This window comes from Pseudophaeobacter sp. 1A16562 (assembly GCF_041008785.1).
Lineage (GTDB): Bacteria > Pseudomonadota > Alphaproteobacteria > Rhodobacterales > Rhodobacteraceae > Phycobacter > Phycobacter gallaeciensis_A.
In genome coordinates this window covers 429,534-447,880 of record NZ_JAXGFT010000001.1, presented here as the reverse complement: position 1 = coordinate 447,880, position 18,347 = coordinate 429,534, and the positions used below count along the sequence as shown (strand labels likewise).

The following is an 18,347-nucleotide window of genomic DNA, read 5'->3' as shown; positions in this document are numbered from 1 at the left end:
TCAGGGTCCAATCACATTTCCCTTGTATTTATCATGATAATTTGCGTGAATGCAATTCATTATGATAAATAAACAGGGAAGGACCCGCTCATGACTCTGCTGAAACTGACCCGCAGGGCGATGTTGGCTGCTGGCGCAGCAACGGCACTCGCCCTTTCCCCGCTTTCTGCGGCTGCTCAGACGCCGCCGGGTGTCCTGATTGTCGGCCAGATTGCCGAGCCGAAGGCGCTGGACCCCGCTGCGGTCACCGCCGTCAATGACTTCCGTATTCTGATGAATGTTTATGACGGTCTGGTGCGTTACAAGGATGGCTCGCTGGAAATTGAACCGGCGCTGGCCACGGCCTGGGACATCAGCGAGGATGGCAAGACCTATACCTTCACCCTGCGCGAGGGCGTGACCTTCCACGATGGCAGCGCCTTTGATGCCGAGGCGGTCAAGTTCAACTTTGACCGGATGCTGGATGAAAATCACCCCTATCACAACACCGGTCCCTTCCCGCTGGCCTTCTTCTTTTCCGCCGTGGAAGAGGTCGAGGTTGTCGATCCGCTGACGGTGAAATTCACGCTCAACGCGCCTTATGCTCCGTTCCTGTCGAACCTGGCCTATCCGACCGGCCTGATCGTTTCGCCCGCTGCCGTGGCCGAACACGGCGCCGATTTCGGTCGCAACCCGTCCGGCACGGGTCCGTTCAAATTCGCCGAATGGCGCTCGAACGAGGCGGTGGTCATCGAGAAGAACGCCGATTACTGGGATGGCGCGGCCGAGCTGGACGCGGTTGTGTTCCGCCCGATCACCGATGCCAACACCCGCACTGCGGAAATGCTGGCGGGCGGGATCGACCTGATGGTCGAGGTGCCTCCGGTAGCATTGGGTGAATTCCAGAGCGACGCCTACACCGTGCACGAACAGGCTGGCCCGCACGTCTGGTTCCTGATCCTCAATGCCAAGGAAGGCCCCTTTGCCGACAAGCGCGTACGTCAGGCGGCGAACTATGCGATCAATAAATCCGCGATCGTGAATGACGTTCTGGAAGGCACCGCGGAAGTCGCCGCCGGTCCGACGCCTCCGGCTTTTGCCTGGGCCTATAACGAGGAACTGGAACCCTATCCCTATGATCCGGCCAAGGCCAAGGAACTGATCTCTGACGCGGGCGCCGAAGGGGCGGAACTGACCTTCTACGTCACCGAAGGTGGCTCGGGCATGCTGGATCCGCTGGCCATGGGCACCGCCATTCAGGCCGATCTTGAGGCTGTCGGGTTTGACGTGAAAATCGAAACCTACGAATGGAATACCTTCCTTGGCCAGGTGAACCCCGGTCTGGAAGGCAAGGCCGACATGGCCGAGATGGCCTGGATGACCAACGATCCGGACACCCTGCCGTTCCTGGCGCTGCGCACCAGCGCGTGGCCCGAAGAAGGCGGCTTCAACTCCGGCTATTACTCCAACCCCAAGGTGGATGAACTGCTGGAAGCCGCCCGTGCTGCCACCGATCAGGAGGAGCGCGCTAAGCTTTACCGCGAAATGCAGACCATCGTGCAGGAAGACGCCCCGTGGGTCTTTGTCGCCAACTGGAAGCAGAACGCGGTGACCTCTGATCGGGTCGAAGGGTTTGCCCTGCAGCCGTCGTTCTTCCTGTTGCTGGATGACGTGGCCAAGAAATAAGAAACAAGGCGCCGCCGCAGCTGATCCTGCGGCGGCGCCACTCAGGAGGGACGCGCCATGGCGGGCTATATTCTGAAACGGCTGATGTCGGCGATACCTGTGCTGTTTGGTATTTCCATCATCGTCTTTGTCATCATGGCGATGATCCCCGGTGATCCGGCCACGGCTATTCTGGGCTCCTATGCCACGCCGGAGAATGTTGAGAAACTGAACCGGGATCTGGGTCTCGATCAGCCGATGGTGCAGCGGTATTTCATCTGGCTTGGCAATATGCTGCAGGGTGATTTCGGCCGCAGCTTCTCTCTGAACCGTGCCGTGCTGGACGAGGTGCTGGACCGCTTTGGCGCCACTCTGGTTCTGGCTGGTACCTCCTTTGTGCTGTGTTCCATTCTTGGCATTGCTGCGGGCGTTGTTTCCGCCGCGCGCCAATACGGTCTGGCGGACAAGGCGATTACCTTTGCCGTGCTTCTGGGGATTTCCATCCCGTCGTTCTTCCTTGGCATGATGATGATCCTGATCTTTGCCGTGAAGCTGCGCTGGTTTCCCGTGTCGGGCATGTGGCCCATCTACGGCGCCCGCGATCTCTCTGCGCTGATCAGCCATCTGACCCTGCCCGCGCTGGCGCTGGCGGTGGTGGCGACCGGGGTGATTGCCCGGCTGTCGCGTTCGGCCATGCTGGAGGTGCTGCGGCAGGATTTCATCCGCACCGCGCGGGCCAAGGGCGTCCATGAACGCTCGGTGATCTGGCGCCACGCTCTGCGCGCGGCCATGGTCGGCATCATCCCGGTTCTGGGGGTGCAGGCGGGCTTTGTGCTGTCGGGCGCGGTCTATATCGAAATGGTGTTTCAGTGGCCGGGTGTCGGGCGGATGCTGGTCGATGCCATCCTGAAACGCGACATCCTGCTGGTGCAGGGCGGCGTGGTCTTTGTGGCGGCCTGTTACGTGCTGTTCAACATCGCGGTCGATGTCGCCCAGAGCATGCTGGATCCAAGGATCAAGACATGAAGAGCTTTCTTTCGCTTCTCGCCCGCAACCGGCTTGCCCTTGGCGGGCTGATCGTGATGGGCGTCGTCGTGCTGCTGGCGCTGGTGACGCCGCTGTTGCCGCTGGCTGATCCGGATGTGACCAATACGGCAAACCGGTTCAAACTGCCGCTGTCAGAGGGCGGCTTGTTGGGTACCGATCATCTGGGCCGCGATCTGCTGAGCCGTTTGATGTGGGGCACCCGCCTGTCGCTGGCGGTGGGATTTGCCGCCGCGGTGATCGCCGCCACTCTGGGCGCTGCGATTGGCATCGTGGCGGGGTTCTATGGCGGGCGCACCGACAATATCATCATGCGCGGCGTCGATATGCTGATGGCCTTTCCCTATATCCTGCTGGCGCTGGCCATCGTTGCGGCGCTGGGGCCGGGGCTGATGAATGCGTTGATCGCCGTCGCCGCTGTCAATATCCCCTTTTTCGCGCGCAACATCCGCGGCATCACCGTGGGCATCGCGCACAAGGAATTCGTCGATGCGGCGCGCTTGTCCGGTATGACCGACTGGCGGATCATCCTGACCGAAGTGCTGCCCAACGTGATCCCGGTGATCGTGATCGCGATGTCCACCACGGTCGGCTGGATGATCCTTGAAACCGCCGGCCTCAGCTTCCTCGGTCTTGGTTCACAGCCGCCGCAGGCCGACCTCGGCTCGATGCTGGGCGAGGCACGCGCGGCGCTGATCTCGAACCCGCATACCTCGATTGTGCCGGGGGCGATGATCCTCGTGATTGTCATGGCGATCAACCTTTTGGGCGACGGGGTGCGCGATGCACTGGATCCCCGGCTGAAGTCCGGCGCGCTGTCGCGGCCGATGCCCACCACTCGTGTTGAGCGGTCAGGTCCGGTTCCGGCAGCGTCGGATGATGCTCTACTGGCGCTGCGCGGGCTCAAGACCGAATTCCAGGTCAAGGACCGCGTCTACAAGGCCGTGGGCGGCGTGGATCTGAAGGTTCAGCCCGGCGAATGTCTGGGTGTGATCGGCGAAAGCGGCTCGGGCAAATCGGTCACAGCACTCAGCGTGATGGGTCTGGTGGCCTCGCCCCCCGGCGTGATCACCGGCGGCGCCGTCCACTACAAGGGCGAGGATCTGATTGGTGCCCCCTATGAAACCCTGCGGAGCCTGCGCGGCAGCCGGATCGCCTATATCTTTCAGGATCCGCTGGCGACGCTGCACCCCCTTTACACCATCGGCGATCAGCTGATCGAGGCGGTGCGCGCGCACCACCCAACGGACCGGGCCGTGGCGCGTGCCCATGCTATCGAGCTGCTGAAATCCGTGCGCATTCCCAATGCTGAGCAGCGCGTGGACAGCTACCCGCATGAGATGTCGGGCGGCATGCGGCAGCGGGTTGGCATTGCCATGGCGCTGGCCAACGATCCCGAGGTCATCATCGCGGATGAGCCGACCACCGCGCTGGATGTGACGGTGCAGGCGCAGATCCTGTCTCTGCTCGATGACCTGCGGCGCGAACGCGGGCTGGCGATCATCTTTATCACCCATGATTTCGGCGTGGTGGCGCAGATCTGCGACCGGGTCGCGGTGATGTACGCGGGCCGGATCGTCGAAGAAGGTCCCAGTGAAACGATCCTCAACGCTCCTGCGCATCCCTATACGGCGCGGCTGATGGCCTGCGTGCCCGAGTTGGGGCAGGGGCGGCGCGAGCTGGCCGCGATCCCGGGGCTGCCGCCTGCGGTTGATCGGCTGCCGCAGGGCTGCGCCTTCGCGGATCGATGCCACAAGGCACAGGACGGCTGCCGCGCAGCGGATGTCTTGCTTGCCGATCATGGCGCTGACCACCGGGTGCGGTGCATCGCCCCCGAAGACACCCTGCAGGAGGCACGCGCATGACGATGGCTCTGAAACTGACCGACCTCAGCAAGACCTTTCCGGTGGGCAAGCGTCTGTTCGGCCCGGCAAAGGGGATGGTGCGCGCGGTGCAGCCCCTGTCGCTCTCTGTTGAAGAGGGCGAAACACTCGGGATCGTCGGCGAGTCGGGCTGCGGTAAATCCACCCTAGCGCGGATGCTTGTGGGGTTGCTGCCGCCCTCCACCGGCACGATCGAAATCAACGGTGCGCCCTTGGACGCCGCCGATCCGGCGGTGTTTGGCCGCAAGATCCAGTATGTGTTTCAGGACCCGATCAGCAGCCTCAATCCGCGCAAGACGATCCGCCAGATCATGGAAGCGCCGCTGAAGCACCTGCATGGCATGTCTGCCGAGGAGCGAGACGCCCGGATCCGGGAAATCTTTGCCGCGGTGAACCTGCGGGAGGAGTTCCTTGACCGCTACCCGCATGAATTCTCTGGCGGGCAGGCGCAGCGGATCGGCATCGCGCGCGCACTGGCGGCGGATGCGCGGATCCTGATCCTGGATGAGCCGGTCTCGGCGCTGGATGTTTCGGTGCAGGCGCAGGTCTTGAACCTGCTGGCTGATCTGAAACAAAAGTTCGGGCTGACCTACCTGTTCATCAGTCACGATCTGGCTGTGGTCGAGGCAGTCAGCGACCGCGTTGCCGTGCTCTATTTCGGCGCGGTGGTCGAGGTCGGCCCGGCGGAGCAGATCTTTGCCCAGCCGAAACACCCCTATACCAAGCTCTTGGCGGATAGCGCCCCGGTTGTCGGGCGTGCGCTGGTGGCGCCGGAGGGACGCGAGACCGAACTGCCCGATCCGCTGAACCCGCCGCCGGGCTGCGCCTTCAGCGCCCGTTGTCCTTACGCCAGCGCTGAATGCAGGCAGGCGCCGCCGCCGCTTGAGCAGCAATCGGACGGGGTCTGGGCTGCCTGCTATCATCCGCTGTCTGAAACGGCCTGAAACCCTGGCGCGCGGCGCATGGCAGTAGGTCCCTGATAGGGCTGGATAGCCGGGGGTGATATGCGCCCCGCACAGGTTTGTCGTCTGCTGAATTTTTGACGTTACCGCCAATAAAATGAGCACTCACCCGTGGTCGGCGTCCGGCCGCGGCTCTGGCGCTGGCCTGCGGCACTGCGGCTGCTTGCGGAGCCAGCAGGGTTCGCCCTAGCGGGAATAATGAGTGCCAGATTGACAGTTGTTGTTGTCGAGGAAGATCGTGATCGTGCAATTGCCGTTGTCGATGCGATCAAGGATACCGCCGAGTGCGATGTCTATGTGATCGGCAATTCCAGTGCCCTGGCGCGCAAGATTGCGGCCCATGATCCCGACATTGTTCTGATCGACATCGACAACCCGACCCGTGACATGCTGGAGGAACTGACGCTGGCCTCCGGGCCTCTGGAGCGGCCGGTGGCCATGTTCGTGTCCGGCCCCGCCGGCGGGTTGGCGCAGACCGCGATCGAGGCGGGCGTATCGGCCTATGTGGTAGACGGTCTGGCGCCGGACCGGATCAAACCCGTTATGGACACCGCCATTGCTCGCTTTCGCATGGTGCGCCAGATCCGCAACGAACTGGCCGAAACCCGGCGGGCATTGGAAGAGCGCAAGGTCATCGACCGAGCCAAGGGGCTGCTGATGAAGGCAAAGGGCATTGATGAAGACGCCGCCTATGCGCTGCTGCGCAAGACGGCGATGGATCAGGGACGCCGGGTGCCGGACGTGGCAGAGGCGCTGGTCACGGCTTCGGGGCTCTTGGGATGAAGCGAAGCCACCTACCTGTCGCCTATATGCCCCTGGTCGATGCTGCGCCGCTGATCATCGCGCAGGAAATGGGATTTGCCGAGTCCGAAGGGATTGCGCTGGACCTGATCGCCGCGCCCTCGTGGTCGTCTGTACGGGATATGCTGGCCTTTGGCCGGGTCGAGGCCGCCCATATGCTGTCACCGGTGCCGGTTGCGATGGCCATGGGGCTGGGCGGGGTGAAGACAGACCTTTCGGCGGTGTCGGTCCTGTCGGTCAATGGAAACGTCATCGGTGTTGGCCGTGCGCTGGAAGAGCGGTTGCGGGACATTGGCTATGGTTTTGATTTCGCCGACCCGGTGAAGGCCGCCGCAGCGCTGGCCGAGGTACGCTCCGGCCCGGTTGTTTTTGGCGTGCCGTTTCCGTTCTCGATGCATGTGGAATTGCTGCGCTACTGGTGTGAAGGCACTGCCCTTGGGGCTGGGGGGATTGAAATCCGTACGGTGCCGCCGCCGCTGATGGCGACTGCGCTGGCCAATGGCGATGTGGATGCCTTCTGTGTCGGTGAACCCTGGGGATCGGTCGCGGTGGATCAGGGCTCAGGGGCGCTGCTGCTGCCCGGCAAGGCGATCTGGGGCTTTGCGCCGGAAAAGGTGCTTGCCGTCAAAACCGAATGGGCCGAGAGCGAACCGGCTCTTCTGGGGCGGATGATGCGCGCGTTGTGGCAGGCTGGGCGCTGGCTGGCCAAACCCGAAAGTCGCAGCACCGCCGGAGAGATCCTGTCGCGCAAGAACTATCTTGATGTGTCGCCGGAACTGATTGACCGAGCCCTATCGGGGCAGTTCACCGTTTCGGATCGGGGCGAGCAGCGCCGGGTCGACAGTTTTGTCGAATTCCACCACGGCGCGGCCACCTTTCCGTGGCGCAGTCAGGCGAAATGGATCGCCCATCGTCTGCAACAATCCCATGAGGCCGCAGCCTCGCCCTCCCTTGATGAGGTCGCCCGGGTTTTCCGCGCGGATCTGCACCGCAGCCTACTGAGCGAAGCCGGAGTGGATATGCCGGGGGCCTCCGAAAAACTGGAAGGTGCGATTCGACACAAAACGGCGGTGGCCTCGACGCGGGGCGAATTGTGCCTGATGCCAGATGTGTTCTTTGATGGTCGGATTTTTGACCCAGAGGCCCTGGATTGATCACTTATTGGGCAGAAATCCCGCCCAGGCCGTCCTGGTTGGGAAAATCCCGATCAGATTTTCGTTTTTTCTTCGCGATCATGCTGCGCTGCCGCAAGATGAGGACATCGGTTCACAACGGGGTGGACCGGTCCGAAATTCTCCCACTGACAGGGATATTCTGAGCAGGGCCGCTCTCGCACCGCCGAAACCATCGGCGCGTAGCGTAGCGGCCTGTTTTGCGTTTGCCCGGTTCCATCCTCCTCCGACCGGGCCTTACCGAAAGGGAAGAAGATGAGAAAACTGATGCTTGGCCTCGTGGCCTCCACCGCTCTGACCAGCCCGGCCTTTGCCGAAGCACTGGAACTTGAAAAAGATGAGTTGACCTTCGGCTTTATCAAGCTGACCGATATGGCGCCCCTCGCCGTGGCCTATGAACAGGGTTATTTCCTCGACGAAGGCCTGTTCGTCACGCTGGAAGCGCAGGCCAACTGGAAGGTTCTTTTGGATGGCGTCATCGGCGGGCAGCTGGACGGCGCACATATGTTGGCTGGACAGCCGCTGGCCGCGACCATCGGCTTTGGTACCGAGGCACATATCATCACGCCCTTCTCGATGGATCTGAACGGCAACGGCATCACCGTCTCCAACGAAGTCTGGGACATGATGAAACCGAACATCCCCACCATGGATGACGGTCGCCCGCAGCATCCCATTTCTGCCGAGGCGCTGGCGCCGGTGGTCGAACAGTATAAATCCGAAGGCAAGCCCTTCAACATGGGCATGGTCTTCCCGGTTTCCACGCACAACTACGAACTGCGCTACTGGCTGGCCGCTGGCGGTTTGCATCCCGGCTATTACAGCCCGGAAAATGTGACCGGTCAGATCGGCGCCGATGTCTTCCTGTCCGTGACCCCGCCGCCGCAGATGCCCGCCACGCTGGAAGCGGGCACCATCAACGGCTACTGCGTGGGCGAACCCTGGAACCAGCAGGCTGTATTCAAGGGCATCGGCGTTCCGGTGGTCACCGATTACGAGCTGTGGAAGAACAACCCGGAAAAGGTCTTTGGCATCACCGCCGAGTTTGCCGAAGAATACCCCAACACGACCCGCGCCGTGACCAAGGCCCTGATCCGCGCCGCCATCTGGCTGGATGAGAACGACAACGCAAACCGTCCCGAAGCGGTCGAGATCCTGAGCCGCCCGGAATACGTCGGCGCAGATTACGACGTCATCGCCAACTCGATGACCGGCACCTTTGAATATGAAAAGGGTGACAAGCGCGAAGTGCCCGATTTCAATGTCTTCTTCCGCTACAACGCCACATACCCTTTTTATTCGGATGCCGTCTGGTACCTGACGCAAATGCGCCGCTGGGGTCAGATCGCCGATGCCAAGCCCGACAGCTGGTATGACGAGGTCGCCAAATCGGTCTACCGTCCGGATATCTACCTGGACGCGGCCAAGATGCTGGTCGACGAAGGCCTTGCCGACAGTGCCGACTTCCCCTGGGACAGCGATGGCTACAAGGCCGCGACCCCGGCCGAGGATATCATCGACGGCATCGCCTTTGATGGCCGCACCCCCAACGCCTACCTCGAAAGCCTGCCGATCGGCCTGAAGGGTGAGCAGGTTGTCGTGGGCGCCGGTGTGGAAGGCTGACCTCTCCTGACCCGGAGCGCGCCTGAAGCGGCGCGCTCCATCTCCCCTCTCTCCGTTGTACCTCCGGTTCCGAAAGGCTCTTCCGATGACCACGACCGACCCCGATTTTGCCGCCGCCGAGGAGCGCGAAGCCCGGCGCGCAAGGCTGTTCACCCAGATCAACACCGCCGACAAATGGTTCCAGGTTCTGGGCCTTGTCTGGATGACTCCGATCCTGAAAGCGGTTGCAGGCGACAACCCACAGGCTCAGGTCAAGGAAATCTGGCGCCTTCTGGCCGTGCCACTTATCGCGATCCTCGCCTTCCTGCTGCTTTGGGGCACATTGGCCCCGAAGGTGCAAACCTCGCTTGGCGCAGTACCCGGTCCGGCGCAGGTCTGGGCCGAGGTGGTGAACCTGCATGAAGACGCGCAGGCCAAGGCGGCCAAGCGCGAAAAATTCGAAGCCATGCTGGCCAAGCGCAACGAGAAACTGATCGCCGCAGGCCGCGCCGATGAGGTCAAGACCGTCGCCTATACCGGCGCGCCGAGCTATTACCAGCAGATCTGGACCTCGATCCGCACGGTGTTCTTTGGCTTCCTGATCGCCACCGCTGTTGCCGTGCCGCTGGGTATCGCGGCAGGTCTGTCGCCCACGGCGAATGCCGCCATCAACCCGCTGGTGCAGATCTTCAAACCTGTTTCGCCGCTGGCCTGGCTGCCGATCGTCACCATGATCGTCTCGGCCGTCTATGCGACCAATGACGGGCTGTTCTCCAAGAGCTTCCTGATCTCGGCCATCACCGTGACGCTCTGCTCGCTCTGGCCGACGCTGATCAACACCGCGCTGGGCGTTGCCTCCATCGACAAGGATCTGGTGAACGTCTCCAAGGTCCTGAAAATGAACACCTGGACCAAGATCACCCGGCTGGTGCTGCCCTCGGCGCTGCCGCTGATCTTTACCGGGCTGCGCCTGTCCCTGGGCGTGGGCTGGATGGTGCTGATCGCCGCCGAAATGCTGGCGCAGAACCCCGGTCTTGGCAAATTCGTCTGGGATGAATTCCAGAACGGCTCTTCCAGCTCGCTCGCCAAGATCATGGTGGCCGTCTTCACCATCGGCATCATCGGCTTCCTCTTGGACCGGGTGATGTTTGCGCTGCAGTCCCTGTTCACCTTCACGAACAACCGGTGATCGCCATGGCTATTTTGACATTCGACAACGTCTCCAAAAGCTTTGGCACCGGCACCAGCGAAACCCATGTGCTGAAGAACATCAACCTTGAGGTGGAGGAAGGCGAATTCCTCGTGCTGCTTGGCTTTTCCGGCACTGGCAAGACGACGCTGATCAACCTGATGGCGGGGCTCGACAGCCCGACCAAAGGCACCGTCAGCTTTCGCGGCCAGAAGATCGACGGCCCCGGCCCGGAACGCGGCGTGATCTTTCAAAGCTATTCGCTGATGCCTTGGCTGACCGTGGCAGGCAATGTGCGCCTTGCCGTCGATACGGTCTATCCAAAGATGCCCAAGGCGGAAAAGGACGCCAAGGTCGCCCATTACATCCAGATGGTTGGCCTGTCCCATGCCGCCAGCCGCCGCCCCGCGGAACTGTCGGGGGGCATGCGCCAGCGGGTCAATGTTGCCCGCGCCCTGGCCATGTCGCCCGAGGTTTTGCTTCTGGACGAGCCGCTTTCGGCGCTTGATGCGCTGACCCGCGCCAACCTCGCGGATGAGATCGAGGCGATCTGGGAGGCGGACAAGAAGACCTGCGTCCTGATCACCAATGACGTGGATGAGGCGATCCTTCTGGCCGACCGCATCATTGCGCTCAATCCCGATGGCACCCTGGGCGAGGAATTCCGTGTCACCATCCCCCGCCCGCGCGACCGGGTCGAGATGAACCACCACGAGGGGTTCAAATCCCTGCGCAGCCAGGTCACCTCCTACCTGATGGAGGTTGGCATCGAATCCAAGGTCGAAGGCACCCGCCTGTTGCCGGATGTCACCCCGATTCATGGCCTGCCGTCTGCGGTGGCCAAGGCCCAGGAAAGCGCGATCGAGGAACGCTTCCTCGAATTCTCGCAACTGCACAAGATCTACCCCACGCCGAAGGGGCCGCTCACCGTGGTCGAGGATTTCAACCTCAAGATCAACAAGGGCGAGTTCATCTCGCTGATCGGCCACTCGGGCTGCGGCAAATCCACTGTCCTGACCATGGCGGCGGGTCTGAACCCGATCTCCAAGGGGGCGATCAAGCTGGACCGCCGCCATGTGGAGGGCGCCGATCCCGAACGCGCCGTGGTGTTCCAGTCGCCGAACCTGTTTCCTTGGCTGACCGCGCGGGAAAACTGCGCCATCGGTGTCGACAAGGTCTACCCCAAAGCCAGCCGCGCCGAACGCCAGGACGTGGTGGAATACTATCTGGAGCGCGTCGGCCTGGCCGATGCGATGGACCGCCCGGCCAGCGACATGTCCAACGGGATGCAGCAACGGGTGGGCATTGCGCGCGCCTTTGCCCTGTCGCCGAAATTGCTGCTGCTGGATGAACCCTTCGGGATGCTCGACAGCCTGACTCGCTGGGAACTGCAAGAGGTGCTGATGGAGGTCTGGTCTCGCACCAAGGTCACTGCCATCTGCGTCACCCACGATGTGGACGAGGCGATCCTTTTGGCTGACCGGGTGGTGATGATGACCAACGGTCCGCAGGCCACCATCGGCAAGATCACTGAGGTCGACCTGCCGCGCCCACGCACCCGCAAGGCGCTGCTCGAACACCCGGATTACTACACCTACCGGCAAGAGGTGCTCGATTTCCTTGAGGAATACGAGCATGGCGCGAAACCGAAAAAACCGGCGCTGAGCGCCGTCGCTGCGGAGTGAGGACCATGAAGCAGAATCTTGTTGTTATCGGGGCAGGCATGGCCTCGGGACGGATGCTGGAGCATCTTCTGAACGCGGATCCAAAGGCCTATGACATTACCCTGTTCAACGCCGAGCCCCGCGGCAACTACAACCGGCTGATGCTGTCGCCGGTGCTGTCCGGCGAAAAGACCTACGCCGAGATCGTCACCCATGACGAAGACTGGTACGCCGAGAATGGCATCACCTGCCGGTTTGGTGAAAAGGTCCTCGCCATCGATCCCGCGCAGAAAGTCGTGCGCGGCGAAAAGGGCGATGTCTCTTACGACAAGCTGGTGATCGCCACAGGGTCCAACCCCTTCATGATCCCCCTGCCCGGCCATGATCTGGTGGGCGTGATCCCCTACCGCGATCTGGAAGACACCGAGGCGATGATGGCCCTTGGCGACACCCCTGGCACAAAGGCGGTCGTGATCGGTGGTGGCCTGTTAGGGCTGGAGGCGGCAGCAGGCATGGCCGCGCGTGGCGTTGATGTGACCGTCGTCCATATCATGGGTCACCTGATGGAGCGCCAGCTGGATGAGGCGGCCGGATATCTCTTGCGGAAATCGCTGCTTGAGAAGGGGATCAAGGTCCTTTGCCAGGCGAACTCCAAGGAGATCCTGGATGACGGCACCGGCCATGTGAAGGCCCTGCGACTGGAGGATGGCACCGAACTGCCCTGCGATCTGTTGGTGATGGCGGTGGGCATCCGCCCCAATATGGCGCTGGCAGAGGCAACGGGCCTCACCTGCAACCGGGGCGTCGTGGTGGACGACCACATGGTGACCTCGGATCCCGATATCCTTGCCCTTGGTGAATGCGTTGAACACGATGGTGCGCTCTTTGGTCTTGTGGCGCCGCTTTACGATCAGGCCAAGGTGCTGGCGCAGACCCTTTTGGGACAAGAGGCGCGTTTCGTGAACAAGGAGGTCTCGACCAAGCTGAAGGTCACCGGTTGCGATCTGTTCAGCGCCGGGGATTTTGCCGATGGCGAAGGGCGCGAGGATATCGTTTTCCGCGATCCCGCGCGCGGCGTCTATAAACGGCTGGTGCTGGAAGGCAATCGACTGATCGGCGCTGTGATGTACGGCGATACCGCCGATGGCGCCTGGTTCTACAGTCAGATCAAGGATGGCAGCGATATCGCCGAGATGCGCGATACGCTGATCTTTGGCCCGGCCTATCAGGGGGGCGTCTCTGCGGACCCTTTGTCAGCCGTTGCAGCCTTGCCGGATGATGCGGAAATCTGCGGCTGCAACGGCGTATGCAAGGGCGATATCGTCTCGGCGATCCACGATGGCGCCACCGATCTCGGTGCATTGCGGGCCTGCACCAAGGCGTCTGCCTCCTGCGGGACCTGCACGGGACTGGTGGAACAGGTGCTGGCCGTCACCCTTGGGGACGACTACGCCGCGCCCACAGCGCAGCCCATCTGTAGTTGCTGTGATCTGACGCACGAAGACGTGCGCCGCCTGATCAAATCACAAGAGCTGAAATCTCAGGCTGCGGTCTGGCAGGAGCTGGGCTGGAAAACCCCCAATGGCTGCCATGTCTGCCGCCCGGCGGTGAACTTCTACCTGCTTGCCGACTGGCCGGTGGAATATCAGGACGATCCGCAAAGCCGTTTCGTCAACGAACGCAAGCACGCCAACATCCAGAAGGACGGCACCTTTTCCGTGGTGCCGCGCATGTGGGGGGGGATGACTACCCCGGCCGAGCTGCGCGCCATCGCCGATGCCGCCGAGAAATACAACGTGCCCACCGTGCATGTGACCGGCGGCCAGCGGATCGACCTCCTTGGCGTCAAGGGCGAGGATCTGCCGCATATCTGGGCCGATCTCAACAAGGCGGGCATGGTCTCGGGCCACGCCTACGCCAAGGGGCTGCGCACGGTGAAGACCTGCGTCGGCAAGGATCATTGCCGCTTTGGCACGCAGGACAGCACCGGCCTTGGCATCAAGCTGGAAAAACGCCTGTGGGGTTCATGGTCTCCGCATAAGGTGAAGCTGGCCGTCTCGGGCTGTCCGCGCAATTGCGCCGAAGCCACCTGCAAGGACATCGGCGTTGTCTGCGTCGACAGCGGTTACCAGATCGGTGTCGCAGGCGCGGCTGGCATGGATGTGAAGGAAACCGAACGTCTGGCCGATGTGGCAACCGAGGAAGAGGCGCTCGACCTCGCCACCGCCTTCATGCAGCTTTACCGCGAGAACGCCAAATACCTCGACCGGCCCTACAAATGGGTCGCCAAGGTCGGCCTTGATTGGGTGAAGGCCCGCGTCGTGGACGATCTGGAAGAACGCCAGCGCCTGATCGACGCGTTTGAATTGTCACAAACCATCTACCGCAAGGATCCCTGGGCCAAGGAAGTGGAGGAGAAATCCGCCTCTTATGCCCCCCTTGCCGATCTCACCCTGGAGGCCGCGGAATGAGCTGGATCGATATCGGACATATTGACGAGGTGCCCCTGCGCGGGGCACGGCTTTTGAAAACTCCGATGGGCTGTATCGCGGTTTTTCGCACAGGCGAGGCAGAGGTCTTTGCCGCCTCCAACAGCTGCCCGCACAAGGGCGGCCCCTTGTCCGAAGGCATCGTGCATGGGCAATCGGTGACCTGCCCGCTGCACAACTGGGTCTTTGACCTCAATACAGGAGAGGCGCAGGGCGCTGATGACGGGCGGATCGAGACCTACCCCTTGCGTCTTGAAGGGGCGCGCATTCTGATTGATGCCAGTGCCCTTGCCCGGCGGAGCGCCGCATGAGCGCGCCCGGCGGGATCCGCTCCACCTGCCCCTATTGCGGGGTGGGCTGCGGGGTTCTGTTGTCTGAGGACAAGAACGGCGCGCTTTCCGTGCGCGGCGACCCGGATCATCCGGCCAACTTCGGGCGGCTCTGTTCAAAAGGCTCAGCCTTGGGGGAAACCCTGGGGCTGGAGCATCGTCTGCTTGCTCCAAAGATAGACGGGCAGGACAGCGATTGGGACACGGCGCTCGATCTGGTTGCGGATCGGTTTTCCCAGACGATCCGCGATCACGGGCCGGACAGCGTTGCCTTCTATGTTTCGGGCCAGCTGCTGACCGAAGACTACTACGTCGCCAACAAGCTGATGAAAGGCTTCATCGGCTCGGCCAATATCGACACCAATTCACGGCTCTGCATGGCCTCCAGCGTGGCGGGGCACAAACGTGCCTTTGGCAGTGATACCGTGCCCGGCACCTACGAGGATCTGGACGAGGCTGATCTGGTGGTGCTGGTGGGATCGAACCTCGCCTGGTGCCATCCGGTGCTCTACCAGCGCCTTCTTGCGGCCCGCAAATCACGCGGCACCAAGATTGTGGTGGTGGACCCGCGCCGCACCGCCAGCTGCGACGGCGCTGATCTGCATCTGGCCTTGCAGCCGGGGTCGGACGTGGCCCTGTTCAACTACCTTCTAAGGGAGATCGACGCGCGCGGCGCGATGGATCCCGATTTCCTGCAACACACCAATGGGTTCGAAGCTGCGCTCGAAGCAGCCCAGCTTGAGACCCTGTCCCCGACCGGGCTGACAGAGGACGAGGTCCGCGCCTTCTGCGACATGTGGATCGGCACAGAAAAGACCGTCACCATCTACAGCCAGGGGGTCAACCAATCGACCAGCGGTAGCGACAAGGTCAACGCCATTCTGAACTGCCACCTAGCGACCGGGCGCATCGGCAATCCCGGCATGGGGCCCTTGTCGGTGACCGGCCAGCCCAATGCCATGGGCGGGCGCGAGGTCGGCGGGCTGGCGAACATGCTGGCCTGCCATCTGGATCTGGAAAACGCCGATCACCGGCAGGCGGTGCGCGATTTCTGGCAGGCCCCCCAAATGCCGGAGGCGCCAGGCCTGAAGGCGGTGGACATGTTCCGCGCTGTTGCCGATGGGCGGATCAAGGCGCTTTGGGTCATTCACACCAACCCCGCGGTGTCGATGCCCGACTCCGCCGCCGTGCGCGCGGCGATCAAGGCCTGCCCTTTCACCGTGGTCAGCGACATCACCGAGCACAGCGATACCGCGCGCCTGGCACGGGTGCTGCTGCCCGCCAGCGCCTGGGGCGAAAAGGACGGCACCGTTACCAATTCCGATCGCACCATCAGCCGCCAGCGCGCGGCCCTGCCCGCACCCGGTGCGGCCCGCCCCGACTGGCAGATCCTCTGCGAAGTTGGCAAACGCATGGGCTGGCACGCGGCCTTTGACTATGAAAGCCCGGTTGAGATCTTCCGTGAATATGCCGCCCTCTCCGGGGTCGCGGGTCAGTTCGGACGTGATTTCGACATCTCCGGCCTCTCCGGGTTGGAGGCATCGGCCTATGACACCCTTGCCCCTACCCGCTGGCCTGTCATCGCAGATCGCAGCGGTGGCCGGTTCTTTGCCGATGGTAATTTCTACCATGGCGACAAAAAGGCCCGGCTGCTGCCGCTGCGCTATCGCCCGCCCGCAGCCAGGACGGGGCCGAAATACCCTTTCCGGCTGAACACCGGGCGACTTCGCGACCAGTGGCACACGATGACGCGTACAGGGCTTTCACCGCGGCTTGGCGCTTATATGCCTGAACCCTTCCTTGAATTGCACCCGGAAGACGCCGCCACCATGGGTATCGTTCCTGCGGATCTTGTGGAGGTGCGCAGCCCCAAGGGCAACGCCATCCTGCGCGCCCGGATCAGTGACGCGGTGCAACCCGGGCAGGTCTTTGCCCCGATCCACTGGACCGGGGAAACCGCGCCCTCTGGCAGGATCGACGATCTGGTCGCAGCCGAAACCGATCCAGTGTCAGGCCAGCCCGAAAGCAAGGCCAGCGTCGTTGCCGTCCAGAAGATGGAGGCCGCCTGGTATGGTTTTGCCGTCTCGACCCGGCCCATGGCGCCAAACGCCGACTATTGGGCGCTGGCCCCCACTCGTGGCGGCTATCGCGCCGAGATGGCCGGATACGCGCCTGCGCCCGATTGGGAAGAGGAAGCCCGCCGCCTGTTCGATCTGCCCGGCGCCGAAGCCGCCACCATTCTGGACCCCGCACGGGGAACAGCCCGGATCGCCCTGTTCGACAAGGGGCGCCTGCTTGCGGCCCTGTTTGTCGACCGGGAACCGGTGGCGGTGGTGCGGGATTATCTTGCCACGCTCCCGGATGCGGCAGGCACAGAGGTTCTGACCGGGCGCCCCCCGGCGGATGTGCCCGATCCTGGCCCGGTGATCTGCTCCTGCTTCGGGATTGGGATCAACACCATCATCAGCGCCATCGAAACCCAGCACCTGATGACGGTGGAAGCGATCGGTGACGCACTGGAGGCGGGTACGAACTGCGGTTCCTGCCGTCCGGAACTGGCCGCAATCCTGGCCAGCACCCATCAGCGGGAGGCGGCGGAATGAGCCTGGCCGATCATGTCGCCACCCTGGGCCGTGGCCCTGGACGCTCCCGCTCTTTGACCCAAGACGAAGCGCGGGACGCCATGACCCTGATGCTGGGCAAGGACGCCGCGCCCGAGGCCATTGGCGCGCTGTTGATGCTCTTGCGCATGAAGGGCGAAACGGCGGAAGAGATCGCCGGTTTCGCGGCTGCCGCACAAGAACAAGTCCCGGCGCTGCCGCAGGTCGACCTCGACTGGCCGTCCTATGCGGCAGGGCGCACGCGTGGGCTGCCCTGGTTCCTTGTCTCGGCGCTGATGGTGGCCCAAAGCGGCAAGCGGGTGATGCTGCATGGCTGGAACGGATCCGATCCCACCGTGCGAAACGGTCTTGACACCCTTGCCATCCCGATTGCCCATACCCCCGCCGAGGCCGAAGCCGCGCTGAACGCGGGGAATATCGTTTATATGCCGCTGGAAGATCTTTGCCCGCCCCTGATGCAGCTCTTGTCCCTGCGTGCGGTGCTTGGCCTGCGTTCTTGCGTCAACACGGTGTGCCGGATGCTGAACCCGGCTGGCGCGGCGGCCAGTGTTCAGGGCGTCTTTCACCCCTCCTATCGATTGTTGCAGGCCGATGCCGCCCAGCGCCTTGGCTGGCGATCCCTGACCGTGATCAAGGGGGGCGGCGGCGAATTCGAACGTCACCCGGCAAAGGCGATTGAAGCCTTCGGATTGCGGGATGGCGCGCTTTGGCAGGACACCGAGGCACCGCGCCTACAGGAAACCCGGCGCCTGGCGGACAGCGCAGGCCATATCAATTCGCTGAAGGTGGCGATCAGCCCTGCCGCACTGCCGCGATTTGAGAGTGAAGTCATCCTTGGCACCGCGCGGCTGGCGATGGGCACGATGGGCTGTGCGGAGAGCCCTTTGCATTTTCCCGACGGCAGCCCTGTGCCGACGGCCCTTCCCCTGACAGCCTGAAAGGACATC

13 protein-coding genes are annotated in these 18,347 nt (G+C 62.8%); all 13 read left to right on the top strand.

Going from position 1 to position 18,347, the window contains the following annotated elements; genetic code table 11:
* The first annotated feature begins 90 nt into the window (after positions 1-90).
* Positions 91-1,665 (top strand): ABC transporter substrate-binding protein, encoded by a 1,575-nt coding sequence (locus SM764_RS02170; protein ID WP_368947333.1) that lies wholly within the window; start codon positions 91-93, stop codon positions 1,663-1,665.
* 57 nt (positions 1,666-1,722) lie between these two features.
* Positions 1,723-2,670 (top strand): ABC transporter permease, encoded by a 948-nt coding sequence (locus tag SM764_RS02165; protein WP_065272428.1) that lies wholly within the window; start codon positions 1,723-1,725, stop codon positions 2,668-2,670.
* On the top strand, positions 2,667-4,553 hold the full coding sequence (locus tag SM764_RS02160; RefSeq protein ID WP_369000896.1) for a dipeptide/oligopeptide/nickel ABC transporter permease/ATP-binding protein: 1,887 nt from the start codon (positions 2,667-2,669) through the stop codon (positions 4,551-4,553). Before SM764_RS02165 ends, SM764_RS02160 begins: the two co-directional genes overlap by 4 nt.
* On the top strand, positions 4,550-5,515 hold the full coding sequence (locus SM764_RS02155; protein WP_369000895.1) for an ABC transporter ATP-binding protein: 966 nt from the start codon (positions 4,550-4,552) through the stop codon (positions 5,513-5,515). The genes SM764_RS02160 and SM764_RS02155 overlap by 4 nt, the downstream gene beginning before the upstream one ends.
* Positions 5,516-5,731: 216 nt before the next feature.
* Positions 5,732-6,316, top strand: a complete 585-nt coding sequence (locus tag SM764_RS02150; protein WP_065272431.1) for an ANTAR domain-containing response regulator — start codon at positions 5,732-5,734, stop codon at positions 6,314-6,316.
* Positions 6,313-7,488, top strand: a complete 1,176-nt coding sequence (locus SM764_RS02145) for a CmpA/NrtA family ABC transporter substrate-binding protein (protein ID WP_369000894.1) — start codon at positions 6,313-6,315, stop codon at positions 7,486-7,488. The genes SM764_RS02150 and SM764_RS02145 overlap by 4 nt, the downstream gene beginning before the upstream one ends.
* 273 nt (positions 7,489-7,761) lie before the next feature.
* A complete protein-coding gene (locus tag SM764_RS02140) occupies positions 7,762-9,129 on the top strand; it encodes a CmpA/NrtA family ABC transporter substrate-binding protein (RefSeq protein ID WP_369000893.1) in 1,368 nt (455 codons plus the stop codon).
* Positions 9,130-9,214: 85 nt separating this feature from the next.
* Positions 9,215-10,297: an ABC transporter permease gene (locus tag SM764_RS02135; RefSeq protein ID WP_369000892.1), complete on the top strand. Its 1,083-nt coding sequence runs from the start codon at positions 9,215-9,217 to the stop codon at positions 10,295-10,297.
* A gap of 5 nt (positions 10,298-10,302) precedes the next feature.
* Entirely contained in the window at positions 10,303-11,982 is a 1,680-nt protein-coding gene (locus SM764_RS02130; RefSeq protein ID WP_369000891.1) for an ABC transporter ATP-binding protein, read from the top strand.
* Positions 11,983-11,987: 5 nt separating this feature from the next.
* Positions 11,988-14,432, top strand: coding sequence for a nitrite reductase large subunit NirB (gene nirB, locus SM764_RS02125; protein ID WP_369000890.1), 2,445 nt, complete (start codon positions 11,988-11,990; stop codon positions 14,430-14,432).
* The gene (nirD, locus tag SM764_RS02120; RefSeq protein ID WP_274839391.1) at positions 14,429-14,761 is read left to right on the top strand and encodes a nitrite reductase small subunit NirD; all 333 of its coding nucleotides are present in this window, start codon (positions 14,429-14,431) and stop codon (positions 14,759-14,761) included. Before nirB ends, nirD begins: the two co-directional genes overlap by 4 nt.
* Complete coding sequence (locus tag SM764_RS02115; RefSeq protein ID WP_369000889.1) at positions 14,758-17,382, top strand: molybdopterin-dependent oxidoreductase; 2,625 nt, start codon at positions 14,758-14,760, stop codon at positions 17,380-17,382. Before nirD ends, SM764_RS02115 begins: the two co-directional genes overlap by 4 nt.
* Positions 17,379-18,338 (top strand): glycosyl transferase family protein, encoded by a 960-nt coding sequence (locus SM764_RS02110; protein ID WP_369000888.1) that lies wholly within the window; start codon positions 17,379-17,381, stop codon positions 18,336-18,338. Before SM764_RS02115 ends, SM764_RS02110 begins: the two co-directional genes overlap by 4 nt.
* The last annotated feature ends 9 nt before the right edge of the window (positions 18,339-18,347 follow it).

Excerpts from the sequence above, each read along its gene's own strand:
- SM764_RS02170 (WP_368947333.1), top strand. The coding sequence starts at position 91 with ATGACTCTGCTGAAACTGACCCGCAGGGCGATGTTGGCTGCTGGCGCA.
- SM764_RS02165 (WP_065272428.1), top strand. The coding sequence starts at position 1,723 with ATGGCGGGCTATATTCTGAAACGGCTGATGTCGGCGATACCTGTGCTG.
- SM764_RS02160 (WP_369000896.1), top strand. The coding sequence starts at position 2,667 with ATGAAGAGCTTTCTTTCGCTTCTCGCCCGCAACCGGCTTGCCCTTGGC.
- SM764_RS02155 (WP_369000895.1), top strand. The coding sequence starts at position 4,550 with ATGACGATGGCTCTGAAACTGACCGACCTCAGCAAGACCTTTCCGGTG.
- SM764_RS02150 (WP_065272431.1), top strand. The coding sequence starts at position 5,732 with ATGAGTGCCAGATTGACAGTTGTTGTTGTCGAGGAAGATCGTGATCGT.
- SM764_RS02145 (WP_369000894.1), top strand. The coding sequence starts at position 6,313 with ATGAAGCGAAGCCACCTACCTGTCGCCTATATGCCCCTGGTCGATGCT.
- SM764_RS02140 (WP_369000893.1), top strand. The coding sequence starts at position 7,762 with ATGAGAAAACTGATGCTTGGCCTCGTGGCCTCCACCGCTCTGACCAGC.
- SM764_RS02135 (WP_369000892.1), top strand. The coding sequence starts at position 9,215 with ATGACCACGACCGACCCCGATTTTGCCGCCGCCGAGGAGCGCGAAGCC.
- SM764_RS02130 (WP_369000891.1), top strand. The coding sequence starts at position 10,303 with ATGGCTATTTTGACATTCGACAACGTCTCCAAAAGCTTTGGCACCGGC.
- nirB (WP_369000890.1), top strand. The coding sequence starts at position 11,988 with ATGAAGCAGAATCTTGTTGTTATCGGGGCAGGCATGGCCTCGGGACGG.
- nirD (WP_274839391.1), top strand. The coding sequence starts at position 14,429 with ATGAGCTGGATCGATATCGGACATATTGACGAGGTGCCCCTGCGCGGG.
- SM764_RS02115 (WP_369000889.1), top strand. The coding sequence starts at position 14,758 with ATGAGCGCGCCCGGCGGGATCCGCTCCACCTGCCCCTATTGCGGGGTG.
- SM764_RS02110 (WP_369000888.1), top strand. The coding sequence starts at position 17,379 with ATGAGCCTGGCCGATCATGTCGCCACCCTGGGCCGTGGCCCTGGACGC.